Annotated in this window: 22 protein-coding genes; 2 read left to right on the plus strand and 20 right to left on the minus strand. The window is 71.0% G+C overall.

Annotated features, from left to right (window positions below; translation table 11 throughout):
- Positions 1-263: 263 nt before the first annotated feature.
- The 3 genes from ITI46_RS20585 to ITI46_RS20595 all read right to left on the minus strand — a co-directional run bounded on the left by ITI46_RS20585 (position 264) and on the right by ITI46_RS20595 (position 3,600).
- Complete coding sequence (locus ITI46_RS20585; RefSeq protein ID WP_209241160.1) at positions 264-1,943, minus strand: MFS transporter; 1,680 nt, start codon at positions 1,941-1,943, stop codon at positions 264-266.
- Positions 1,940-2,581, minus strand: coding sequence for a TetR/AcrR family transcriptional regulator (locus ITI46_RS20590; protein ID WP_247746303.1), 642 nt, complete (start codon positions 2,579-2,581; stop codon positions 1,940-1,942). The genes ITI46_RS20585 and ITI46_RS20590 overlap by 4 nt, the downstream gene beginning before the upstream one ends.
- A gap of 95 nt (positions 2,582-2,676) precedes the next feature.
- The gene (locus ITI46_RS20595; RefSeq protein WP_209241161.1) at positions 2,677-3,600 is read right to left on the minus strand and encodes an SDR family NAD(P)-dependent oxidoreductase; all 924 of its coding nucleotides are present in this window, start codon (positions 3,598-3,600) and stop codon (positions 2,677-2,679) included.
- Between the two features lie 156 nt (positions 3,601-3,756).
- Between ITI46_RS20595 and ITI46_RS20600 the strand changes: the two genes are divergently transcribed.
- Positions 3,757-4,608, plus strand: a complete 852-nt coding sequence (locus ITI46_RS20600) for a helix-turn-helix transcriptional regulator (protein ID WP_209241162.1) — start codon at positions 3,757-3,759, stop codon at positions 4,606-4,608.
- Between the two features lie 393 nt (positions 4,609-5,001).
- Here the strand turns inward: ITI46_RS20600 and metK are convergent, their stop codons facing one another.
- From metK to pyrR, 13 genes are all read right to left on the minus strand, one after another.
- Entirely contained in the window at positions 5,002-6,210 is a 1,209-nt protein-coding gene (gene metK / locus ITI46_RS20605; RefSeq protein WP_209241163.1) for a methionine adenosyltransferase, read from the minus strand.
- Positions 6,211-6,538: 328 nt separating this feature from the next.
- The gene (gene coaBC, locus ITI46_RS20610) at positions 6,539-7,825 is read right to left on the minus strand and encodes a bifunctional phosphopantothenoylcysteine decarboxylase/phosphopantothenate--cysteine ligase CoaBC (RefSeq protein ID WP_209241164.1); all 1,287 of its coding nucleotides are present in this window, start codon (positions 7,823-7,825) and stop codon (positions 6,539-6,541) included.
- A gap of 101 nt (positions 7,826-7,926) precedes the next feature.
- Positions 7,927-8,205, minus strand: a complete 279-nt coding sequence (gene rpoZ, locus ITI46_RS20615; RefSeq protein ID WP_209241165.1) for a DNA-directed RNA polymerase subunit omega — start codon at positions 8,203-8,205, stop codon at positions 7,927-7,929.
- Positions 8,206-8,269: 64 nt separating this feature from the next.
- Positions 8,270-8,866: a guanylate kinase gene (gene gmk, locus ITI46_RS20620; RefSeq protein ID WP_209241166.1), complete on the minus strand. Its 597-nt coding sequence runs from the start codon at positions 8,864-8,866 to the stop codon at positions 8,270-8,272.
- Positions 8,867-8,903: 37 nt separating this feature from the next.
- A complete protein-coding gene (locus ITI46_RS20625) occupies positions 8,904-9,227 on the minus strand; it encodes an integration host factor (protein ID WP_019356158.1) in 324 nt (107 codons plus the stop codon).
- 356 nt (positions 9,228-9,583) lie between these two features.
- Positions 9,584-10,453, minus strand: a complete 870-nt coding sequence (gene pyrF / locus ITI46_RS20630) for an orotidine-5'-phosphate decarboxylase (RefSeq protein WP_209241167.1) — start codon at positions 10,451-10,453, stop codon at positions 9,584-9,586.
- Positions 10,450-11,643, minus strand: coding sequence for a quinone-dependent dihydroorotate dehydrogenase (locus ITI46_RS20635; RefSeq protein ID WP_247746304.1), 1,194 nt, complete (start codon positions 11,641-11,643; stop codon positions 10,450-10,452). The genes pyrF and ITI46_RS20635 overlap by 4 nt, the downstream gene beginning before the upstream one ends.
- 98 nt (positions 11,644-11,741) lie before the next feature.
- Entirely contained in the window at positions 11,742-15,062 is a 3,321-nt protein-coding gene (gene carB, locus ITI46_RS20640; RefSeq protein WP_209241168.1) for a carbamoyl-phosphate synthase large subunit, read from the minus strand.
- Positions 15,055-16,242, minus strand: coding sequence for a glutamine-hydrolyzing carbamoyl-phosphate synthase small subunit (carA, locus tag ITI46_RS20645; protein WP_209241178.1), 1,188 nt, complete (start codon positions 16,240-16,242; stop codon positions 15,055-15,057). Before carA ends, carB begins: the two co-directional genes overlap by 8 nt.
- Positions 16,242-16,838: a PH-like domain-containing protein gene (locus tag ITI46_RS20650; RefSeq protein ID WP_209241169.1), complete on the minus strand. Its 597-nt coding sequence runs from the start codon at positions 16,836-16,838 to the stop codon at positions 16,242-16,244. Before ITI46_RS20650 ends, carA begins: the two co-directional genes overlap by 1 nt.
- A gap of 5 nt (positions 16,839-16,843) precedes the next feature.
- Complete coding sequence (locus ITI46_RS20655; protein WP_209241170.1) at positions 16,844-18,157, minus strand: dihydroorotase; 1,314 nt, start codon at positions 18,155-18,157, stop codon at positions 16,844-16,846.
- Position 18,158: 1 nt separating this feature from the next.
- Positions 18,159-19,139, minus strand: coding sequence for an aspartate carbamoyltransferase catalytic subunit (locus tag ITI46_RS20660; protein WP_209241171.1), 981 nt, complete (start codon positions 19,137-19,139; stop codon positions 18,159-18,161).
- A gap of 255 nt (positions 19,140-19,394) precedes the next feature.
- On the minus strand, positions 19,395-20,054 hold the full coding sequence (gene pyrR / locus ITI46_RS20665; protein ID WP_247746305.1) for a bifunctional pyr operon transcriptional regulator/uracil phosphoribosyltransferase PyrR: 660 nt from the start codon (positions 20,052-20,054) through the stop codon (positions 19,395-19,397).
- Positions 20,055-20,299: 245 nt separating this feature from the next.
- On the opposite strand from pyrR, the gene bldD reads away from it, so the two are divergent.
- Positions 20,300-20,800: a transcriptional regulator BldD gene (gene bldD, locus ITI46_RS20670; RefSeq protein WP_030407913.1), complete on the plus strand. Its 501-nt coding sequence runs from the start codon at positions 20,300-20,302 to the stop codon at positions 20,798-20,800.
- 87 nt (positions 20,801-20,887) lie between these two features.
- Here bldD and nusB read toward each other — a convergent pair whose 3' ends face one another.
- From nusB to ITI46_RS20690, 4 genes are all read right to left on the minus strand, one after another.
- Entirely contained in the window at positions 20,888-21,313 is a 426-nt protein-coding gene (gene nusB / locus ITI46_RS20675; protein ID WP_209241172.1) for a transcription antitermination factor NusB, read from the minus strand.
- 2 nt (positions 21,314-21,315) lie between these two features.
- The gene (gene efp, locus ITI46_RS20680; RefSeq protein ID WP_209241173.1) at positions 21,316-21,882 is read right to left on the minus strand and encodes an elongation factor P; all 567 of its coding nucleotides are present in this window, start codon (positions 21,880-21,882) and stop codon (positions 21,316-21,318) included.
- A gap of 83 nt (positions 21,883-21,965) precedes the next feature.
- Positions 21,966-23,123, minus strand: coding sequence for a M24 family metallopeptidase (locus ITI46_RS20685; protein ID WP_209241174.1), 1,158 nt, complete (start codon positions 23,121-23,123; stop codon positions 21,966-21,968).
- Between the two features lie 225 nt (positions 23,124-23,348).
- On the minus strand, positions 23,349-24,200 hold an 852-nt coding region (locus ITI46_RS20690), incomplete at its 5' end, for an AAA family ATPase (protein ID WP_247746306.1).

Raw genomic sequence — 24,200 nt, forward strand, 5'->3', positions numbered from 1 at the left:
GCTCGGGCGCATGCCGCTGCGGCTCCCCAGCGCCGTTGCCATCACCCCTGCTCACAGCCTCAGTCTCGCAAACGGCACCGACATCTGCCGCCCGTCGACGCCGATCCCCCGGCTGACCTGCCCCCGGGCCCGGCGGGGTGGCCCCGACAGAGCGCACCCACGCCTGCGCCTGCGCCTGCGCCTGCAGCCCCTCCCCCATCAAAGTGATCCCCCCTCTCATCGCCCCGCTGCCGACACGATGGCCGACCGCGTCTCGCACTCCCTCACCCGCCGCCGTCCTCTCCGCGGCCGACCGCACCGTCGCTTGGCCCACCCCCGCGGCCCTGGGCCTTACCGGCGAGCCCAGCTGCGGGCCGGCCATCGCCGGCAACGCGCTTCTCCGCGCCCGGCTTCGGCACGCCGACGTCCGGCATCACCCACAGCACCGCCAAGGCCAGCAGGCCGCCCACGACGCCCGTCCAGCCGACCGTCAGACCGATCGCGGAGGCGTCGGGCATCAGACCCCCGCCGTGCAGGCCGCCCGGGCCGTCCGGGCTGTGGGAGCCGGGCGCGTGGTGGCCGCCGTACTGGGCCAGCAGCGTCTGTGCGACGGCGAGTCCGACAGCACCGCCGAGCTGCTTGGTCAGGGCCGAGCCCGCCGTGGCCGTTCCCATGTCCGCACGGGGGACGCTGTTCTGGGTGGCGATGGTCAGCCCGCCCATCGCCGGGCCCGTTCCCAGGCCCGCCAACAGGAGCCACAGGCCGATCCACACCGCCGAGGTCCCGTCCCCCAGCGCGAAGAAGGAACCCGAGCCGAGCGCCAGCAGCCCCGCACCCGCCAGCAGCACCGGCTTGGTTCGTCCGCTGCGCAGAACGGCGACAGCCGTCACACGGTTGCCCACGGTCATCCCGATGAGCAATGGCAGCAGCAACAGCCCGGAGACGGTGGCCGATTGGCCCCGCACCTGCTGGAAGTAGAGAGGCAGGAGAATGCCCACCGGCAGCGCCGCTATCTGGAAGAAGAAGCCCGCTCCCAGCAGCGCCCCGTAGGACCGGTGGCCGAAGAGCCGCAGCGGCAGCACAGGCGTTCTGGCCCGTCGCTCGACGGGGAGCAGCAAGGCCAGCAGCGCCGCCCCGCCGGCCAACGGACCGGCGACGACCGGGTCGGTCCACCGCACCGCCTGCTCCCCCGCAGCGTTGCCCTTCAGGCTGAGACCGACGAGGACGAGGGAGAGCCCCGCGCTCAGCAGCAGGATCCCGAGCACGTCCAGTCGCGCCCCGCCAGGTACGCGCGCGCGGCGCGGCCCGCCCGCAACCGGCGAACCGGTCGGCCCCGCGGAGGGTCTGCGCTCGGGCAGTGCGCAGCCGATGACGAGTGCGGCGGCCAGTCCGAGCGGGAGGTTGAGCCAGAACGCCCAGCGCCAGTCCGCATGGTCGGTGAGCAGCCCGCCGACCAACGGCCCACCCACCAGTCCGAGCACCATCATCGCGGCGAGCACGGTCTGCATCCGCACCAGGCCCGCGCCGCGCTCGGGCGGATACAGATCCCGGATGAGGGCCATGCCCAACGTGAGCAGGGCCCCCGCGCCCAGGCCCTGCACGGCCCGGGCCGCGATCAGCGCGGCGGTCGTCCCGGCGAGCCCGCACGCCAGCGACCCGGCGAGGAAGAACCCCAACCCGCCCAGCAGCAGCCGACGGCGGCCGTACAGGTCGGAGAATCGGCCGTAGACGGGCACGCTCACCGAGGAGGTCAGCAGATAGGCGGTGACGAGCCAGACGTACCACGACTCCCCGCCACCGGTCTGCTCGACGATGCGCGGCAGCGCCGTTCCCACCACGGTGCCGTCGAGCATGGCGAGGAATGCGCAGCCCAGCAGCGCGAGAGTCACCAGGCGCCGTCGGGCGCGACCGAGTGCGTCGTACGGGTCTTCCAGCCCTTCGGCCGTCCCGGCGCGCACACTCATCCCTCCTCGCCTTCCGCCTTCTCCGCGGGCCCCACGGCCCCGTGCAGAAAGAGGTCGACGAGCTCCGCGTCCAGCAACGGCTCGCGCGCGCCCAGCCGTCCAGCGCTCATCAGCATCAACTGAAAGGTGTCGGCGAGCCGTTCGGGAGAGAGCCGCAGCTGATCACGCTCCGGCTCCAGCAGCGCGGTCAACGCCGCGCGCGGTGCGGCCAGTCCGGCTTCGCGCCGGCGATTGCCCTCCTCCACGTCCGCGGCATCGGAGACGGGCGGTCGCGACAGCTTCCCGAGGGAGGCCAGCGCCCCGGCCACGTCGCCTATCCGGTTCATATGGCCCCGCAGCACCTCGGCCGCCTCGGTGAGCCGCGCGGCAAGCGGCTGGTCGAGGGAGATGCCCTCCAGATGCGCGATGGTGGCGTCGGGCCGCAGCGCCTCTTCCATGCACGCCGCGAGCAGCGCCTCCTTGTCGCTGAAGACCCGGAAGATCGTCCCCTCCCCGATCCCGGCGGCCCGCGCGATCTTCGCTGTCGTCACCATCGGCCCGTACTCCACCACGAGCGGCAGGGCAGCCGACACGATCATCGCCCGCCGCTGGTCAGGATCCATCGCCGGCGCCCTGCGCCGCGCCTTCGGTTCACTCATGCTCCGAGAGTACGGAGTGAGTGCTCACTCCGTCAATGAGTGAGTGCTCACTCCGACGAGTGAACCCATACCGGAGCAGGCCTCGGATGCAGACCTCAGACGGCGTACGCCGCAGTGAACTCCTCCACCGCCTCCCACAGTTCGCGCTCACGCCGCGGGTCGTAGGACTCCTCGGACGACCTGGCCGTCCGGTCGCGGTCGACGTACGAGCCGGTGGGCGCTGCGATCCCGCCGAGGGCGACATCGGCGAGATTCCGGCCGGCTGCATCGCGGCCGGTCGCGAAGGGGGTGAGGGCCAACAGCGGCAGGACGCGCCGCATCGCGAACCGGGAGGCGGGGCCTGCGTTACGGGCGAGGCCGGTGCCGGGGACGAACCCCGGGTTGTAGGCGACGGCGTCGATCCCGGCCGGCAGTCGGCGTGCGTACTCGTGCACGAGGTGGAGAACGGCAAGCTTGCTCGTCGAGTACGCGGTGCGCCCGGCCGACGTGCTGTGCGGCCTGGGGAACGCCCCCGTGCGGGCGAGGACTTCCGGAGACCGCCAGGCAGGCCCCGGCACCATCCCCATGTTGTGCCTGAAGTCGCCGAAGTGGGTGTCGCTCGAAGTGATGACGATCCGGGCAGGCGCAGCGAATCGCTCCTGGAGCAATCGCACGAACAGGTGGTTGGCCAGCACGTTAACGGTGAACGTGGACTCGAACCCCTCGGGCCCCTCGGTCAGCGCGTCCGTGTACTGCACACCGGCATTGCCCACGAAGCCGCGCAGCGGCGGCAGCTCACCGCGCTCCAGCCGGTCACCGATCTCCGCTGCGGCCGACCGCACACTCGCCAGCGAGCCGAGGTCCGCCGGTACGTAAGAGACGGCGCGCCCGCCCGAGCCGAGCTCTGCGGCCAGCCGCGGGCCGACGGCAGCACGGGCCACCACGAGGAGATGGGTGTCCGGCGACGAACGCAGGATGTGCTCGGCGGCAGCGCGGCCGATGCCGCGGCTCGCGCCCGTCATGACGGTCGTGGACTGCATGGGAGGCCCCTTGATCGGTTTCATCGGCCGGCGGACGGCGCCGACCGGAACACCGCCCACGCTCGCCACTGCCACCGCCGCCGGCCAGTGCCCTCCCCGTCACCAGGACTGTCAGTACCCAGGCTCGATCACCGCAGGACGGCGACAATGGCCGACATGGCTGCCCCTCGCTCCGCTTTCGCCACACTGCTGCGCTCCTGGCGCGACCGCCTCTCCCCGGTCGACGCAGGCATTCCCGTGCTGCCGAGCCGCCGGGTCCCGGGGCTGCGCCGCGAGGAGCTGGCGCAGTTGGCCGGTCTCTCGGTCGACTACGTGCTGCGGCTCGAGCAGGGGCGCGCGAAGCACCCTTCGGCGCAGGTCGTCGGCGCCCTGGCGCGCGCACTTCAGCTCTCCCGCGCCGAGCGTGACCAGCTCTACCGGAGTGCCGATCTGCTGCCGCCGCAGGACGGAACGATGAATACCCACGTACCGCCTGGCATACAGCGGCTCGCGGCACGCCTCGGCGACATCCCCATCGGGATTTTCACCGCCGACTGGACGTTGGTGTGGTGGAACTCCCTGTGGAGCGCCCTGCTCGGCGACCCCGCCGTCGTCCCAGCCGAGCTGCGCAACCTCGCCCGTGCCATGTTCGGCGGCGGCGCACTACCCCCCGTCCGGTCCGAGCGCGGCGAGGATGCCTTCGCGGCGTCGATCGTCGCCGATCTCAAGGACGCCGCCGCCCGCTATCCCGCTGACGTCCGGCTGGAACGCCTAGTGCAGGAGCTGCGCGATGCGTCCGATGCCTTCAGCCGTCTCTGGGCCACGGCGACGCCGACGCCGCACGCCACCGAGCAGAAGACGATCGGCCATCCGGTGATCGGCGACATCCTGCTCGACTGCGACGTCCTGATCGTCCCGGGCGCGGATCTGCGGATGGTCACCTATACCGCTGCCGCCGGCAGTCCGGACGCGGGCAAGCTCGATCTGCTGCGCGTCACTGAGGGCCGTACCGTCCCCGCGCTCCCGTGACCGCCACCGGTCACGCGCCGCGCCCTTACAGCTTCCGCCTTACGGCAAGGACGCGCCCGAGTTCTGAGTCGGCTGGGGAGTGGGCGTACTGCCCGGCCACTGCCTTCGGCCGCTCGGCCACGCCGCATCACGCGAGGTGAGGCGGCGACGGGATTCGAACCCGTGAGGAGTTCGGGACTCCGGTGGAGAAGGATCCCCCGCCTGCGCACCGGGCGCGTCCTCGTTCACCCTACGGGCCACGGCCACGGCCGGGCGAGGGGATTACCGTGCCCAGGGCCGGACCGGGGGACGGGCAGCAGCAGGCCGGCCGAACGGGCACGCCGGAGGCCCGGCACCCCGCCAGCATGGGGTGCCGGGCCTCCGGTCGAACGACGGAGATGCGGTGGCGGAAGGCTAGAGCCCGGCCGCCTTGCGCAGTGCGTCGACCCGGTCCGTGCGCTCCCACGTGAAGTCGGGCAGCGCGCGGCCGAAGTGACCGTAGGCGGCCGTCTGCGCATAGATCGGCCGCAGCAGGTCGAGGTCGCGGATGATCGCAGCCGGACGGAGGTCGAAGACGTCCGAGATGGCCTGCTCGATCTTCTCGTCCTCCACCGTGGCGGTGCCGAAGGTCTCCACGAAGAGACCGACCGGCTCGGCCTTGCCGATCGCGTACGCGACCTGCACCTCGCAGCGCGAGGCGAGCCCGGCGGCGACGACGTTCTTGGCGACCCAGCGCATGGCGTAGGCGGCGGAGCGGTCGACCTTGGACGGGTCCTTGCCGGAGAAGGCACCGCCGCCGTGGCGGGCCATGCCGCCGTAGGTGTCGATGATGATCTTCCGGCCGGTGAGTCCGGCGTCGCCCATCGGGCCGCCGATCTCGAAGCGACCGGTCGGGTTGACCAGCAGCCGGTAACCCTCGGTGTCCAGCTTGATGCCCTCGTCCACCAGGGCCTTCAGCTCGGGCTCGACGACGAACTCGCGGATGTCGGGTGCGAGCAGCGAGTCCAGGTCGATGTCCGCGGCGTGCTGGGAGGAGACCACGACGGTGTCGAGGCGCACGGCCTTGTCGCCGTTGTACTCGATGGTGACCTGGGTCTTTCCGTCCGGGCGCAGGTAGGGGATGGTCCCGTTCTTGCGGACGGCGGAGAGCCGCTCCGAGAGCCGGTGCGCGAGGGTGATCGGCAGCGGCATGTACTCGGCGGTCTCGTCGCAGGCGTAGCCGAACATCAGGCCCTGGTCGCCGGCGCCCTGCTCGTCGAGTTCGTCTTCGTCGCCTTCGACCCGCTTCTCGTAAGCGGTGTCGACACCCTGCGCGATGTCGGGCGACTGGGCACCGATGGACTCCGAGACGCCGCAGGAGGCGCCGTCGAAGCCCTTCTTGGAGGAGTCGTAGCCGATCTCGAGGATCTTGTTACGCACGAGCGTCGAAATCGGGGCGTAAGCCTTGGTCGTCACCTCTCCGGCCACGTGGACGAGGCCGGTGGTGATCAGCGTCTCGACGGCGACCCGGGAGTGCGGGTCGTCCTTGAGGAGGGCGTCGAGGATGGTGTCGCTGATCTGGTCAGCGATCTTGTCAGGGTGACCCTCGGTCACAGATTCCGAGGTGAACAAGCGGCGCGACACATCGCTCCCTGGGGTTGCAGCGGCTGCTGGCTGAGCATGGGGCGGACCGGTCGGGGGCTGCGCCCAAGCACGGTCCGCGGCCAGTTTATCCATCTCCACCGGCATCCAATCACGGACTCTCGAACTACGAGACGACCATGACCTGCTCAATCCGAACTCCAGGGGCACCGGAAGGCTACCTGAGATCCGGATATGTCAGGGCGTGTCGGTCGGCGAAGGGCCTGGTCAAGAGTGCCGTTCCGGCCGCTTTCAGCGACTTCCGGCCCACTCGGCCACAGTGCCGATTCCCTCCGGCCGCGTCCCGGAAGATGAGATTCCGCCGAACCGCTCAGTCCCCAGGAAGCCCCCGAAGCCCCTCAAGCCCCTGTAGCTCCGGAAGGCGCTCGGCGATCAGATCCCACACCGTCTCCGCGAGGGCCTCCTTGGGGCCGTACGGAACCGGCGTCTCGCTCCCGTCGGCGGCCAGCACGACGGCCTCGTTCTCCTCGGAGCCGAAGGTCTTGCTCTCCCCCACCTCGTTGACAACCAGCAGGTCACAGCCCTTCGCGGCGAGCTTGGCCCGGCCGTGCGCCAGTACGTCGTCCGTCTCGGCCGCGAAACCGGCCACCACCTGGCCGGACCCTGAGCGGTTCGCGGAGATTTCCGCGAGGATGTCGGGATTACGGACGAGGGCCAGTGGCTCCGGCTCCTGGTCGTCCTTCTTCTTGATCTTTCCGGTCGCGTACGCGGCGGGCCGGAAGTCGGCGACCGCTGCGGCCATCACCACGGCGTCGGCGTCGGCAGCCGCCTTCGTCACCGCCTCGCGCAGTTCCAGCGCGCTGCCCACCCGTACGACGTCCACGCCCGCCGGGTCCGGGAGCGCGCTGTTCGCGGAGACGAGCGTCACCCGGGCGCCCCGCGCGGCAGCCGTACGGGCGAGCGCGTAGCCCTGCTTGCCGGAGGAGCGGTTGCCGAGGAAACGCACCGGATCGAGCGGTTCGCGGGTGCCGCCCGCGCTGACGACGACATGCCGCCCCGAAAGATCGGCCCCGGCGCCCGCCGCGCCCCGCAGCAGCGCCCGGCGGCAGACATCGAAGATCGCGTCGGGGTCCGGGAGCCGCCCCTTGCCGGTGTCCTTGCCGGTCAGCCGGCCGACTGCGGGCTCGATGACCAGGGCGCCGCGGCGCCGCAGGGTGGCGACGTTCTCCTGGGTCGCGGGGTGCTCCCACATCTCGGTGTGCATCGCGGGGGCGAAGACGACGGGACAGCGCGCGGTGAGCAGCGTATTGGTGAGCAGGTCGTCGGCGAGGCCATGGGCCGCCTTGGCCAGCAGATCGGCCGTTGCGGGTGCGATGACGACGAGGTCGGCGCTCTGGCCGATGCGCACATGCGGCACCTCGTGCACGGACTCCCACACCTCGGTGGCCACCGGGTGACCGGTCAGCGCCGACCATGTGGCGGCCCCGACGAACTGCAGCGCCGAGTCGGTGGGGACGGCCCGCACATCGTGCCCGCTCTCGGTCAGCCGCCGCGCCAGCTCGCACGCCTTGTAGGCGGCGATGCCGCCGCTCACCCCGAGCACGACCTTCGGCCGGCCGGCCGCCACTGCCGACTGCGCGTCCTGCTGCTGCGTCACTCGTGTCTCCCCACGTCCGCCACGCATCGTCATGCCTCAATGACACACCAGGGGCCCGGCAGCCGCGCTGCCGGGCCCCTGGTGGAAGTGGTGCCGACCGGCTACTGGGCGACCGGCGGAGCCTCCACGGGCTCGGAGGTGAGGAGACCGGCGTTGATCTCCCGGAGCGCGATGGAGAGCGGCTTCTCGTGCACGTGGGTGTCCACCAGCGGGCCGACGTACTCGAGAAGGCCCTCACCGAGCTGGGAGTAGTACGCGTTGATCTGGCGCGCGCGCTTGGCGGCGTAGATCACGAGGCTGTACTTGGAGTCGGTGGCCTCGAGCAGCTCATCAATCGGCGGATTGATGATGCCCTCGGGCGTGGTGATGGAAGAGGACACTCTCTGCCTTCCGATGGGTGTTTCGATGCTCGCCAGCGCCCGGGCATGCGCTGAACGCCAAAGGTCAGTTGATTTGCATCAAGGCTAGCAGCTCGGCGCTGACCTCCTCGACGGAGGTGTTGACCAAGGTCCGGTCGAACTCGGCCTCGGCCGCCAGCTCGGTACGGGCCACCTCCAGCCGGCGCTCGATGACCTCCGGCGCCTCGGTGCCCCGGCCGGTCAGCCGCCTGACCAGCTCCTCCCAGCTGGGAGGAGCCAGAAAGACGAGCTGCGCCTCGGGCATGGACTGCTTGACGAGCCGGGCGCCCTGCAGGTCGATCTCCAGCAGGACGGGCTCCCCGCGCTCGAGGTGCTCCAGCACCGCCTGCCTGGGGGTGCCGTAGCGGTTGCCCGCGAACTCGGCCCATTCGAGCAGCTCACCGTTTGCGATCAGCTTGTCGAACTCTTCGTCGTCCACGAAGAAGTACTGCACTCCATGGCGCTCGCCGGGGCGGGGCCTGCGGGTGGTGGCGGAGACGGAGAGCCAGACCTCGGGATGGGCCTTGCGCATATGTGCGACGACCGTGCTCTTGCCGACCCCGGAAGGGCCGGAGAGCACGGTCAGCCGCGATGTGCCGACCGGGGGTGCCGGGGTCTCCCCCCGGGGAACTGCAGAACTCATGCAGCGATTATCCCGGTTAACGCGAGTGCCTGAGACCTCAGGCGTTGGCACCGCCGAACTCGCGCTCCAGGGCGGCGATCTGGTTGGAGCCGAGACCGCGGACCCGCCGGCTCTCGGAGATCCCCAGCCGCTCCATGATCTGCTTGGCGCGGACCTTGCCGACGCCGGGCAGGGACTCCAGGAGCGCGGAGACCTTCATCTTGCCGATCACGTCGTTTTCCTGGCCCTGCTTGATGACCTCGTGCAGAGACGCGCCGGAGTGCTTGAGCCGGTTCTTGACCTCGGCGCGCTCCCGGCGAGCCGCGGCGGCCTTTTCGAGCGCGGCTGCGCGCTGTTCAGGGGTAAGGGGCGGAAGAGCCACGCCTACGTCACCTCGGATGTCGAACTGTCGGATACGGATCGGTGAGGAACCTAGTAGGCCCGCACCTGCGGAGCAACGAGCAACGCGCCTGTTCGCGGTGCTCTCGACGGAGACTAGCGGGCGTGAGCGCCGGAGTCAGCGAGAACAGACGAAAAGTCCAGGTCAGCCTCTGTCGACTCGGACTTTTCGGGACATAACTGGCGCATTTTCTGCTCTCAGCGTGGGATCCGCCGGCTCCCGCCATGGGATTCGACTGCTCCCGGGCCGGGGATTCACCCGCTCCCGGCGTGCGAATCCCCGGCCCGGGTTTCCAGAATTTTCGGTTCCGAGTGGCGATCACAGCTCTCAGCTCGGCTTCAGCCGACGGCGCCGCGCACCTCGTCGGCAAATCCGATTGCGGAATTCCGCAGTCCGTTCGTGTCGGGCCCGTGGCGGAGCACCCCGCGGCTGACGCTCGGCACGACGTTGCGGACCGCCTCCCCGAAGACCGCGGGGAGATCGGCGGGGGTCGCGCCCTGCGCCCCGATGCCCGGCGCCAGCAGTGGGCCGTTCACCGCCAGGTCGAACACCGACAGATCGCCCAGTGTCGCGCCGACCACCGCACCGAAGGAGCCCAGCGGCTCGGCGCCCGCGTTCCGGTCGGCCAGGTGCCGCAGCACCGTAGCCGCAACCGTCGTACCGTCCGTACGGACCGCGCGCTGGACCTCCTGCCCCTCCGGGTTGGAGGTGAGCGCCAGCACGAAGAGCCCGGAGCCGCTCGCGGTGGCCGCCGCCACGGCCGGTTCCAGGGCGCCGAAGCCGAGATAGGGGCTGACGGTGAGCGCGTCGGAGAACAGCGGGCTGCCCGGTTCGAGGAAGGCCGCGGCATAGGCGCCCATGGTCGAGCCGATGTCGCCGCGCTTGGCGTCCATGACGACGAGCGCCCCGGCGGCCCGTGCCTCGGCCACCGTCCGCTCCAGCACCGCGATGCCGCGGGAGCCGAAGCGCTCGAAGAAGGCCGACTGCGGCTTGAGCACGGCCACCCGGTCGGCCAGCGCCTCGACCACGGTGCGGCTGAACCGCTCCAGGCCCGCCACGTCGTCGTTCAGCCCCCAGTCGCGCAGCAGGGAGGCGTGCGGGTCGATGCCGACGCACAGTGGGCCGCGGGCGTCCATGGCGCGGCGGAGCCGGGCGCCGAAGGGTTCGGGTGCGGACGGGTCCTGCTCGGTCGTCCCCTGGACTGTCATGCGGCGCCCTCCTGCGGCTTGCCGTCGTGCGGATGGCCGTCCGGTCCCCCGCCGTCCCGCTGCTTGCCGTCCCGCTGCTCGCCGTCGTCCTGCCGACGGTGCTCGGCCCCGACGGCCTCGGCGAGGGTGGCGTACGGGCTGGCCGCCAGCAGCTCGGCGAGCCCCTGGTGCATCCGGCGCATCCAGAAGGGGCCCTCGTACAGGAACGCCGTGTAGCCCTGCACGAGCGTGGCACCGGCCAGGATGCGGCGCCAGGCGTCCTCGGCTGAGGTGATGCCGCCGACGCCGACGAGCGTGAGCCGGTCGCCGACACGCGCGTACAGCCGGCGCAGCACCTCCAGGGAGCGGTCGCGGACCGGCGTTCCGGACAGTCCGCCGGTCTCGGCGGTCAGTGCCGGACCGGAGCTGAGGCCGAGCCCGTCGCGGGCGATGGTGGTGTTCGTCGCGATGATTCCGTCCAGTCCCAGCTCGACGGCCAGGTCGGCGACGGCGTCGATGTCCTCGTCAGCGAGATCGGGTGCGATCTTGACCAGGAGCGGGACGCGGCGGGAGGTGACCGTGCGGTCGGCCGCCTCGCGTACGGCGGTCAGCAGCGGCCGCAGATGTTCGGTGGCCTGGAGGTTGCGCAGGCCGGGCGTGTTCGGCGAGGAGACGTTGACGACCAGATAGTCGGCGTGCGGGGCCAGTGCCTCGGTGGAGGTGACGTAGTCGGCCACTGCCTCGGCCTCAGGGACGGTCTTCGTCTTGCCGATGTTGACGCCGACGGTCGTACGGAAGACCGGCTCGCGGGCGGCCAGCCGGGCTGCGACGGCGGCCGAGCCCTCGTTGTTGAAGCCCATCCTGTTGATCAGCGCCCGGTCCTCGACCAGCCGGAACAGCCGCTTCTTCGGGTTGCCCGGCTGGGCGCTGCCGGTGACGGTACCCACCTCGACGTGGTCGAAGCCGAGCATGGCCAGGCCGTCGACGCCCTCCGCGTTCTTGTCGAACCCGGCGGCGAGGCCGAACGGACCGTGCATACGGCGGCCCAGGGCTTCGACGCGGAGTTCCTTGCGGCGGGGGGCGAGGGCGGCTGCCGCGAAGGTGCGGAGGACGGGGGTGCGGGCTGCCGTGCGGATCCAGGAGAAGGCCAGGTGGTGGGCCTTCTCGGGGTCCATGCGGCAGAAGACGGTGCGGAAGAGGAGTCCGTACATGGGTGATGGGTTCCTGTGGGTGTGCGTGGTGGTGGGCCCACGCCCGCCGGCACAGCGGTCGGCGGGCGTGGGCGCCCCCACAAGAAACGAGCGGCGGGTCAGCTCTTGCGGGCGGCGACCAGGTGTTCGGCGTGCTCTTGCAGGGAGCGGACGCTGACCTCGTCGCGGGCCATGGCGTCGATGCCCTGTACCGCAGCGGCGAGCGCCTGCACGGTCGTCAGGCACGGCACCGAGCGGGCGACGGCCGCGGTGCGGATGTCGTAGCCGTCCAGCCGGCCGCCCGTGCCGTACGGGGTGTTGACGATCAGGTCGACCTCGCCGTCGTGGATGAGCTGCACGATGGTCGGCTCCCCGTTCGGGCCCGGGCCCTGGCTCTGTTTGCGGACCACCGTCGCATTGATCCCGTTGCGCTTGAGAACTTCCGCGGTGCCGGAGGTGGCCATCAGCTCGAAGCCCATGGCGACCAGCTCACGCGCGGGGAAGATCAGCGAACGCTTGTCGCGGTTGGCGACGGAGACGAAGGCGCGGCCCTTGGCAGGGAGCGCCCCGTAGGCCCCGGCCTGCGACTTGGCGTATGCCGTGCCGAAGACCGAGTCGATGCCCATGACCTCGCCGGTGGAGCGCATCTCGGGGCCGAGCACGGTGTCCACTCCGCGGCCCTGCACATCGCGGAACCTGCTCCAGGGCATGACCGCCTCCTTGACGGAGATCGGCGCGTCCAGCGGCAGGTCGCCGCCGTCGCCCTCGGCCGGGAGCAGGCCCTCGGCGCGCAGCTCAGCGATGGTGGCGCCCAGCGAGATCCGGGCCGCGGCCTTTGCGAGCGGAACGGCGGTGGCCTTGGAGGTGAAGGGCACCGTACGGGAGGCGCGCGGGTTGGCCTCCAGTACGTAGAGGATGTCGCCCGCCATCGCGAACTGAATGTTGATCAGCCCCTGGACGCCGACGCCGCGGGCGATGGCCTCGGTGGAGGCGCGCAGCCGCTTGATGTCGTAGCCGCCGAGGGTGATCGGGGGCAGCGCGCAGGCGGAGTCGCCGGAGTGGATACCGGCCTCCTCGATGTGCTCCATGACGCCGCCGAGGTAGAGCTCGTTGCCGTCGTAGAGCGCGTCCACGTCGATCTCGATGGCGTCGTCCAGGAAGCGGTCGATGAGCACCGGGTGCTTCTCGATCAGCCCGGCGTGCCGCTGCAGATAGGACTCCAGCGACAGCTCGTCGTAGACGATCTCCATACCGCGGCCGCCCAGCACATAGGAGGGGCGGACCATGACCGGGTAGCCGATCTCGGCGGCAATGCCCTTGGCCTGCTCGAAGGAGAAGGCGGTGCCGTACTTGGGGGCCGGCAGCCCGGCCTCGGTGAGCACCCGGCCGAAAGCGCCGCGCTCCTCGGCCAGTTCGATGGCCTCGGGTGAGGTGCCGACGATGGGCACGCCGTTGTCCTTGAGCGCCTGTGCCAGGCCGAGCGGGGTCTGGCCGCCGAGCTGGACCAGGACACCGGCGACGGGGCCCGCCTGCTGCTCGGCGTGCACGATCTCCAGTACGTCCTCCAGGGTGAGCGGCTCGAAGTAGAGCCGGTCGGAGGTGTCGTAGTCGGTGGAGACGGTCTCCGGGTTGCAGTTGACCATGACGGTCTCGAACCCGGCGGCGCCCAGCGCGAAGGAGGCGTGGACGCAGGAGTAGTCGAACTCGATGCCCTGGCCGATGCGGTTGGGGCCGGAGCCGAGGATGATCACCGCGGGCTTCTCGCGGGACGCGACCTCGGTCTCCTCGTCGTAGGAGGAGTAGAAGTACGGCGTCCTGGCGGCGAATTCGGCGGCGCAGGTGTCCACGGTCTTGTAGACGGGGCGGATGCCCAGCGCGTGCCGTACCTCGCGCACCACATCCTCGCGCAGCGAGCGGATGGCGGCGATCTGCGCGTCGGAGAAGCCGTGCCGCTTGGCTTCCGCGAACATCGCGGGGCTCAGCTCGGGGGCGGCGGCGATCTCGTCGGCGGTCTCCTTGATGAGGAAGAGCTGGTCGACGAACCAGGGGTCGATCTTCGTGGCGTCGAAGACCTCCTGCGGGGTGGCGCCGGCCCGGATGGCGGCCATGACGGTGTTGATCCGGCCGTCTGTGGGCCGCTCGGCCTCGGCGAGCAGCTCCGCCTTGTCGCCGAGTCCGGCGACCGGGGTGGCGAAGTCGAACTGGCTGCCCTTCTTCTCCAGCGAACGCAGCGCCTTGTTCAGCGCCTCGGTGAAGTTGCGGCCGATGGCCATGGCCTCGCCGACCGACTTCATGGTGGTGGTGAGCCGGGAGTCGGCGGCCGGGAACTTCTCGAAGGCGAAGCGGGGCGCCTTGACGACCACATAGTCGAGCGTCGGCTCGAAGGAGGCCGGGGTCTCCTCGGTGATGTCGTTGGGGATCTCGTCCAGCGTGTAGCCGACCGCGAGCTTCGCGGCGATCTTCGCGATGGGGAACCCGGTGGCCTTGGAAGCCAGCGCCGAGGACCGGGAGACCCGCGGGTTCATCTCGATGACGACGACCCGGCCGTCGGCGGGGTTGACGGCGAACTGGATGTTGCAGCCGCCGGTGTCGACGCCGACCTCGCGGATGACGGCGATGCCGATGTCCCGCAGGATCTGGTACTCGCGGTCGGTGAGCGTCATGGCGGGCGCGACGGTGATCGAGTCGCCGGTGTGCACGCCCATGGGGTCGAAGTTCTCGATGGAGCAGACGACCACCACATTGTCGTGCTTGTCCCGCATCAGCTCCAGCTCGTACTCCTTCCAGCCGAGGATGGACTCCTCCAGGAGCACCTCGGTGGTCGGCGAGAGAGTCAGGCCCTGCCCGGCGATGCGGCGCAGTTCCTCCTCGTCGTGTGCGAAGCCGGAGCCGGCGCCGCCCATGGTGAAGGAGGGGCGGACGACAACGGGGTAGCCCCCGAGCTCTTCGACGCCGCGCAGCACGTCGTCCATGGAGTGGCAGATGTAGGAGCGTGCGGACTCGCCGTGGCCGGTCTTGCGGCGGACGGCCTCGACGACCTCCTTGAACTGGTCGCGGTCCTCGCCCTTGTGGATGGCCTCGGGCCGGGCGCCGATCAGCTCGACGCCGTACTTCTCCAGCGTGCCGGCCTCGTGGAGGGAGATCGCGGTGTTGAGTGCGGTCTGGCCACCGAGGGTGGGCAGCAGCGCGTCGGGGCGCTCCTTGGCGATGATCTTCTCGACGAAGTCCGGGATGATCGGCTCGACATAGGTGGCGTCGGCGATCTCCGGGTCGGTCATGATCGTGGCCGGGTTGGAGTTGACCAGGATCACGCGCAGGCCCTCGGCCTTGAGCACCCGGCACGCCTGGGTACCGGAGTAGTCGAACTCGGCGGCCTGCCCGATGACGATCGGACCTGAGCCGATGACCAGGACGGACTGGATATCGGTGCGCTTAGGCACGCTGGTCCTCCATGAGCGTTGCGCTGTGCTGATTGTTGTCTCGCATGAGCTCGACAAACCGGTCGAAGAGGTAGGCGGCGTCGTGCGGGCCGGCTGCCGCTTCGGGGTGGTACTGGACGCTGAAGGCGGGCTTGTCGAGCAGCCGCAGCCCCTCGACCACGTCGTCGTTCAGGCAGACGTGCGAGACCTCGGCCCGGCCGTAGGGGGTGTCGCTGACCCGGTCGAGCGGCGCGTCCACGGCGAAGCCGTGGTTGTGCGCGGTGACCTCGACCTTGCCCGTCGTACGGTCCTGCACGGGCTGGTTGATGCCGCGGTGGCCGTACTTGAGCTTGAAGGTGCCGAACCCCAGGGCGCGGCCGAGGATCTGGTTGCCGAAGCAGATCCCGAACAGCGGGGTGCCGCGCTCCAGCACGGCGCGCATCAGCGCGACCGGGTGCTCGGCGGTGGCCGGGTCACCGGGCCCGTTGGAGAAGAAGACCCCGTCGGGCCGCACGGCGTAGATGTCCTCCACGCTCGCCCCGGCCGGCAGGACGTGCACCTCTATGCCGCGCTCGGCCATCCGGTGCGGGGTCATGCCCTTGATGCCCAGGTCGACGGCGGCCACGGTGAAGCGCTTCTCACCGATCGCGGGGACGACATACGCCTGCTGAGTGGCGACCTCCCCGCACAGATCGGCGCCCTTCATGGCGGGCACGCCCCGGACGGCGGCGAGCAGTTCGGCCTCGCTCCGCGCCGCGGCCTCGCCGGAGAAGATGCCGACGCGCATGGCGCCGCGCTCGCGCAGATGCCGGGTCAGCGCCCGGGTGTCGACGCCGCTGATGCCCACCACGCCCTGGTCGCGCAGCTCCTGGTCGAGGGAGCGGGTGGCGCGCCAGTTGGAGGGGGTGCGGGCGGGGTCGCGTACGACATAGCCGGCGACCCAGATGCGGGCCGACTCGGGGTCCTCGTCGTTGACGCCGGTGTTGCCGACGTGCGGGGCCGTCATGACGACGACCTGGCGGTGGTAGGAGGGGTCGGTCAGCGTCTCCTGGTACCCGGTCATGCCGGTGGAGAACACGGCCTCGCCGAACGTCTCCCCCACGGCCCCGAAGGCACGCCCGCGGAAGGTGCGGCCGTCCTCCAGGACGAGAAGGGCGGGATCCGCCGTCTTTCCGGTTGCTCCCCTGGCGGAGGTCGTCATCATGCGCCTTCCTTGTGCTGCTGCATTGCCGCGACGCCGTTGTCGCCGCACATTGCGTTGATCTTCTCGACCCATCCGGCCTGCCCGGCCGAGCGGTCGAAGCGGAATCCGGAGTCGAGCCGCCGGCCGCCGTGCTCCCAGGTGACGATCAGCAGGCCGCCCTCGGTGAGGACCTTGCCCGCGATGCCGGTGTCGAGCCGGGCGCCGCGCAGCTGCTCCGCAGGGACGAAGAAGTCCTGCGCCGCGGGCCGTACGACATCGAGGCCCTGCTCGGTCAGCGTCAGCTCCGCGCGGCTGCGGGTGCCCAGGCCGTGCGCGACGATCCGGTCGAGCCACTGGCCCGCGCTGGTGGAGCCGTGGTAGCGGCCGGCTGCCGTCAGCAGCGGCTCGCCGCTGTGCTCGGGCGCCTGCGGCAGCTCGGGCAGGTCGCCCTGCAGGGTGCCGCGCCACTTCCAGCCCTGGCGCATCAGCCAGTACAGCAGCGCGACGAACAGGACGAGTCCGACGACCCAGCCGATCCGCGCCGCCCAGTCGGTGACGTGCTGTGACTTCTGTTCGGCGGCAAGGCCGATCAGAGGGAGGTTTGTTGCACTCACGCTGCTCACACTGCTCCCGCTGCTCCTACGAGTTTGCTGTCCACGACCGTCGGGCGCCCCCGCAGCCAGGTGTGGGTGACGCGTCCTGGCAGCTCACGGCCCTGGTAAGGGGTGTTGGCGCTGCGGGAGGCGAAGCCTGCGGGGTCCACCTGCCCACGGTAGTCCGCGTCGAGGAGGACGAGGTTGGCTGGCTCGCCGGGTGAGACGGGGCGGCCGTGGCCCTCCAGCCGTCCGATGGCGGCGGGCCTGAAGGACATCCGGTCGGCGACCTGCGCCCAGTCCAGCAGCCCGGTGTCGACCATGGTGTGCTGCACCACCGACAGCGCCGTCTCCAGGCCGACCATGCCCATGGCCGCCGCGCCCCACTCGCAGTCCTTGTCCTCGTGCGGGTGCGGGGCGTGATCGGTGGCGACGCAGTCGATGGTGCCGTCGGCCAGCGCCTCGCGGAGCGCCATCACATCGGCCTCGGTGCGCAGCGGCGGGTTGACCTTGTAGACGGGGTTGTAGGAACGCACCAGCTCGTCGGTGAGCAGCAGATGGTGCGGGGTGACCTCGGCGGTGACGTTCCAGCCCTTGGACTTGGCCCAGCGGACGATCTCCACGGAGCCGGCCGTCGAGAGATGGCAGATGTGCACGCGGGAGCCGACGTGCGCGGCGAGCAGCACGTCCCGGGCGATGATCGACTCCTCGGCGACCGCCGGCCACCCCTGCAGGCCCAGCTCGGCGGAGACGATGCCCTCGTTCATCTGCGCACCAGCCGTCAGCCGGGGCTCCTGGGCGTGCTGGGCGACGACACCGTCGAACGCCTTCACATACTCCAGGGCCCGCCGCATGATCACCGCGTCGTCCACACACTTGCCGTCGTCGGAGAAGACCCGCACCTCGGCGGCGGAGTCGTGCATGGCCCCCAGCTCGGCGAGCTGCTTGCCCTCCAGCCCGACGGTGACGGCGCCGACGGGGCGTACGTCGCAGTAGCCGTACTCCTTGCCGAGCCGCCACACCTGCTCGACCACACCGGCGGTGTCGGCGACGGGGAAGGTGTTGGCCATGGCGTGCACGGCGGTGTAACCGCCCTTGGCGGCGGCGCGGGTGCCGGTCAGCACCGTCTCGGAGTCCTCACGGCCGGGCTCGCGCAGGTGGGTGTGCAGGTCGACCAGGCCGGGCAGCAGGACGGCGCCGCCGGTCTCGACGACCTCGGCGTCCGCCGCCCGGAGCCCCTGGCCGATCTCGGCGACGGTGCCGCCCTCGATCAGGACGTCCTGCGGTTCGCCACCGAGGATCCTGGCACCGCGCAGCAGTGTCTTGTTCTGCTCAGTCATCTCAGTTGTTCTCCTCGGTGCGTGCAGTGTCGTCACGGGACAGGGCCGGCTCGGAGCCGCCGAGCAGCAGGTACATCACGGCCATCCGGATGCTGACGCCGTTGGCGACCTGTTCGACCGCGGTGCAGCGGGGCGAGTCGGCCACCTCGGCGGTGATCTCCATACCGCGGTTCATCGGCCCGGGGTGCATCACGATGGCGTCCTCGGGCATCCGCGCCATGCGCTCGCCGTCGAGGCCGTAGCGGCGCGCGTACTCGCGCTCGGTGGGGAAGAAGGCGGCGTTCATCCGCTCGCGCTGGACGCGCAGCATCATCACGGCGTCGGACTTGGTCAGTACGGCGTCCAGGTCGTAGGAGACCTCGCACGGCCAGCTGTCCACGCCGATCGGCAGCAGGGTGGGCGGTGCGACGAGGGTGACGTGGGCGCCCAGGGTGCTGAGCAGATGCACGTTGGACCGGGCGACGCGGCTGTGCAGGATGTCGCCGACGATCGTGATCCGCTTGCCGTCGAGCGCCGCGCCCTCCTCGCCGACCAGCCGGCGGCGCATCGTGAAGGCGTCCAGCAGCGCCTGGGTGGGGTGCTCGTGGGTGCCGTCACCGGCGTTGATCACGGAGCCGCCGATCCAGCCGGAGGTCGCCAGCCGGTGCGGGGCACCCGAGTCGCCGTGCCGGATGACGACGCCGTCGGCGCCCATCGCCTCCAGGGTGAGCGCGGTGTCCTTGAGGGACTCGCCCTTGGAGACCGAGGAGCCCTTGGCCGAGAAGTTGATGACGTCCGCTGACAGCCGCTTGGCCGCGGCTTCGAAGGAGATCCGGGTCCGGGTGGAGTCCTCGAAGAAGAGGTTGACGATGGTGCGGCCGCGCAGGGTGGGCAGTTTCTTGATCGGCCGGTCGGCGAACCGGGCCATCTCCTCGGCGGTGTCGAGGATGAGGACGGCGTCGTCGCGGGTGAGGTCGGCGGCCGAGATGAGGTGACGCTTCATCTGTTGCCTGGTGCCTTCCGTGGAGTGGGATGTGAGGTCGTCGCGAGGGCTCGCGCGCTGGTGGCCCCTCCCGGCCGGAGGCTGGGGGAAGCCGCGCTCGGGCAGCGTGTGCGCCCCGGCGGCGTGCGCCCGGGCAGGTCGTGCGGGCAGGGTCGTACGGGCAGGCCCCTTGGGAGCGGGCACGCGGGCGTGCGGCGGTGCTCCCGCGCCGAGCGCGTGCGCCAGAGGGGCGCGCGGGCACGGTTCGGTGCGCGGCTAGCCCGCGGGCGCCGTGCCGTGCCGCGAGGGCGCTGCGTCTCCGGTGTCTTCGGTGTCCCCGGTGTCTTCGGGGCCTTCGGTGTGCGCGGCGGATTCGGTCGAGCGGACGCCGAGCAGTACGCCGTCGTGGCCGTCCTCCTCGGTCAGCTGGACCTTGACGGTCTCGCGCTGCGAGGTGGGCAGGTTCTTGCCGACGTAGTCGGCGCGGATCGGAAGCTCGCGGTGACCACGGTCCACGAGAACGGCGAGTTGCACCGCGCGAGGGCGCCCGATGTCACCCAGGGCATCCAGAGCGGCACGGATGGTGCGGCCGGAGTAGAGCACATCGTCGACGAGGACGACGAGCCGTCCGTCGACCCCGTCGGCCGGGATCTCGGTGTGTGCGAGGGCACGTGCGGGGCCGAGCCGGAGGTCGTCCCGGTACATCGTGATGTCGAGCGAACCGACCGGGATCGCGCTGCCGGTGATCTCCTCAAGCTTGGCGGCCAGCCGCCGGGCGAGGAAGACGCCGCGGGTGGGAATGCCGAGAAGTACCACGTCGTCGGCGCCTTTGGCGCGTTCGACGATCTCGTGGGCGATGCGGGTGAGCACCCGCTTGATGTCCGGCGCCTCCAGTACGGGGCGTGCCGGATGCAGGTTCGCGCTGTTGTCGTCCATGGAAAACGGACCTCCTTCCCCGCCTCACGGGACGGGCCTTAAAGGACGTCTGGCTTGTCGCTGCTCAACGCTACCAGGGCCCGCTCACGGACCCGCCCGGGGGCCGGGCCAGCCGTTCGGACCCCCTCGGCTTGACGCGGCACATTACGCTGCGTAACCTCACAGTGAGTTACCAAGCGCAAAGGCGCGCGGCGCAGCACACCGCGTGGCGCAGCCGCTCAGCGATACAGCGTCCGGGGAGCCATATGTCCAGCGAATACGCCAAACAGCTCGGAGCCAAGCTCCGCGCCATCCGCACCCAGCAGGGCCTCTCCCTCCACGGTGTCGAGGAGAAGTCCCAGGGCCGCTGGAAGGCGGTCGTGGTGGGCTCGTACGAGCGCGGCGACCGGGCCGTGACCGTGCAGCGCCTCGCCGAGCTGGCTGACTTCTACGGGGTGCCGGTGCAGGAGCTGCTGCCGGGAACCACTCCTGGCGGGGCCGCGGAGCCGCCGCCGAAGCTGGTGCTCGACCTCGAGCGCCTTGCCCATGTGCCGGCCGAGAAGGCGGGCCCGCTCCAGCGGTACGCCGCGACGATCCAGTCGCAGCGCGGGGACTACAACGGCAAGGTCCTCTCCATCCGCCAGGACGACCTGCGCACTCTTGCCGTCATCTACGACCAGTCGCCGTCCGTGCTGACGGAGCAGCTGATCAGCTGGGGCGTCCTGGACGCGGACGCGCGGCGGGCCGTCTCGCACGAAGAGGTCTGAGCGCCGGCACCGGCCCGACAAGGGGGTGCCCCCTCACACCAGGTGTGAGGGGGCACCCCGTCCTGTCTTTGCGCGCCGGCGCGAGGGTTACCGCAACAGCGTCGGCTTCAGCTCCTTCAGCCGGCCCAGCAGGCCGTTGATGAAGCCCGGCGATTCGTCGGTGGAGAACTCCTTCGCCAGCTGGACGGCCTCGTCGATGACCACCGCGTCGGGAACCTCGTCCACCCACAGCAGCTCGTAGACGCCCAGCCGCAGGATGCCCCGGTCCACATCGGGCATCCGGTCCAGGGTCCAGCCCACCGCGTAGGTGGACAGCAGCTCGTCGATCCGGGCCGCGTTTTCCGCGTAGCCCTCGACGAGCGTCATCGTGTACTCGGAGACCGGCGGCTGCCGGGGGTCCGTACGGGCGAGCCGCAACCAGTCCGCGAGCACGGTGCGTACGTCGGCACCGCGATGGTCGGCCTCGAAGAGGATCTGGAAGGCGCGCTTGCGGGCCTTGTTGCGTGCGGCCACGGTTAGCTGTTCACCCGGCCGAGGTACTCGCCGGAGCGGGTGTCGACCTTGATCTTCTCACCGGTCGTGATGAAGAGCGGGACCTGGATGCTGTGGCCGGTCTCCAGCTCGGCGGGCTTGGAGCCGCCGGTGGAGCGGTCGCCCTGGACGCCCGGCTCGGTGTGCTTGATGGTCAGCTCGACGGCGGCCGGCAGCTCGACATAGAGCACCTCGCCCTCGTGCTGCGCGACCGTGGCGTCGAAGCCCTCGATCAGGAAGTTGGCCGCGTCGCCCACGGTCTTGCGGTCGACGTGGAGCTGGTCGAAGGTCTGCATGTCCATGAAGACGAAGTAGTCGCCGTCCATGTACGAGAACTGCATGTCCCGTCGGTCCACGGTGGCCGTGTCGACCTTGGTGCCCGCGTTGAACGTCTTGTCGACGATCTTGCCGGAGAGGACGTTCTTCAGCTTCGTACGGACAAAAGCGGGCCCCTTGCCGGGCTTGACGTGCTGGAACTCGACAACGGACCAGAGCTGGTCGCCGTCGAGCTTGAGCACCATGCCGTTCTTGAGGTCGTTCGTGGATGCCACGGTCGCGGAATCTCCTGAGACTGCTGCGGAGACCAGGGCGGCCACCCGCCTCCGACGGCCCGTGGGCTGAGCCCCCGCGGGGGCTAGAGGGCGAGCAGCTCCTTGGTCGTGATGGTGAGTAGCTCGGGTCCGCCGTCCGCCTGCGGGCGGACGACGAGCGTGTCGTCGATCCGGACGCCGCCCCGGCCCGGGAGATGGACCCCCGGTTCGACGGTGACCGGCACACAAGCGTCCAGTTTACCCACGGCCTCAGGTGAGAGCCGAGGGTCCTCACCGATTTCCAGCCCCACCCCGTGCCCCGTCGACTCCCCCAGCGCGGCGCCGTGCCCCGCGGCACCGAGCACCTGACGCGCCGCGCGGTCCACCTCCCGGCACTCCGTGCCGGGCCCCAGCGACTCCCGCGCGGCCCGCTGAGCGGCGAAGACGGTGTCGTACAGCTCGATCTGCCACGCCTCCGGCGCGGTGCCGATGACGAACGTACGGCCGATCTGGCAGCCGTATCCGCGGTAGCGGGCGCCGAGCCGTACGGAGAGGAAATCGCCCTCTTCCACCCGGCGGTCGGTGGGCCGGTGGCCGGGAAGCCCGGAGTTGGGGCCTGTGGCGACGGAGGTGGCGAGGGCGGCGCCCTCGGCACCGTGGTCGATCAGCCGCCGCTCCAGCTCCAGCGCCAGATGCCGCTCGGTACGGCCCACCAGAATCGACTCCAGCAGCTCGCCGAGCGCCTGGTCGGTGATCTCGGCGGCGATGCGCAGCGCGGAGATCTCCTCCTCGTCCTTGACGACCCGCTGCTGCTCCACCGCCAGGCCGAGGTCCGCGAGACGTACCGAGGGCGCGGCGGCGGCCAGCGCGCGGTGCCGGGCGACGGTCAGATGGTGCTCCTCCACGGCCAGCGCGTCGGCCCCGCTCTTCTCGGCGAGCCCGGCGGCGGCGACCGCCGTGTCGTTCCGTGCGCCTCCGTGCGGTTCGGCGGCGTATGCGCCGCTCGGCACGTCCAGGGTGACCTCTTGCAGGTCGTCGGCGGGGTGGGCGCCGTTGGCCGGCCCCTCCCCCGGAGCCGATACGAGGGTGTCCTGGCCGTCCGGGCCGAGCAGCAGCACGCTGCCGGGCGCCGCGCGGCCGGTGAGATACCGGACGTTGGCGGGGCGGGAGATCAGCACTGCGTCGGCCGGACCGTCGTGGGCGGTGCTCGCCGCACAGCGGTCGCGCAGCCGGGTACGGCGGGACACATGCACCTCGGACATATGCCGAGGGTACGCAGCGCCCGGCCCGTCGGCCGCCGGGACACGGCCGTGCGGGGTACTGACCGACAGATCCGGGGCTGCCCCCTCCCGGGGTCCGATGAGGGCTGCCCCTGCCGGTTGTGTGCGGTCTGCGGGTGCTCTCTGGTTGTGGGGGCACCCCCTGCTCGAAGAGCTTGGGGGAGCAGTTCCCCCGCGCCCCTTACGGGGCGCCCACGCTGGGCACAGTTACCAGCTCACCGGGCTGGCGAGGCTGCGGGCGACCACGTTGTCGAGCATCTGTGCTGTGCTGGCCACGTCCTGCCGCGAGTTGTCGATGATCGGCAGACCGGAGCTGTACCAGCCCGCCATCCGGCCGTGGATATGCGCCACCTCCTCGTCCGCGAGCCGCCTGTTGCCCGACCGCTCCGCGTTCCGCTCCAGCACGATGTCGAGGCCGGGCAGCAGCACCACCGGGATGAGGCCGGGGCCCACATGCCGTTTCCAGCCGCCGAGCCCGATCACCGGCCAGTCGGGGAAGACGGCGTCGTCCAGGATGCAGGAGATGCCGTTGGCCAGGAAGTTGCGGGCGGCGAAGCCGCAGGTGCGGCGGGCGAGGCGGTACTGGGCCTCGGAGTTCTCGTTCCAGCCCGCCTGCGGGTCGGCGAAGCCGGAGCGCACCCACTCGCGTACGTCGTCGAGGCTGATGTGGGCCGTGGGCACCGCGCGGTGCTCGGCCCAATAGCGCGCCACGGTGGTCTTTCCGGCACCCGCCGGGCCGATCAGCAGGACGGCGACGGCGGCCCTGGTGGCGTCCAGCTGCGCCGGTGTGGCGCCGGGCGCCGGGACCTGGACCGGGGCGCCGGGCGGCAGCTTGACGTGGCCCGTCGACTCGCCGGCGGGCACACCGCTGCCCGGCTGCGAGGGGGCACCCGTGGGTGGGGCCGGGGTGCCGACGCCGGGGTTGCCCGGCGGCTGAGCCGGGACGGGCCGGGTGTGCTGCTGCGGGGGCTGATGCGGCTGCTGTGGCTGGTGCGGCGGCTGCTGCTGATGTGGGGACCGCGGCTGGGGCTGGTGTGGGAGCTGCGGCTGGGGCGGCTG

It is taken from the genome of Streptomyces oryzae, assembly GCF_017676365.1.
GTDB classification, from domain to species: Bacteria; Actinomycetota; Actinomycetes; order Streptomycetales; family Streptomycetaceae; genus Streptomyces; species Streptomyces oryzae.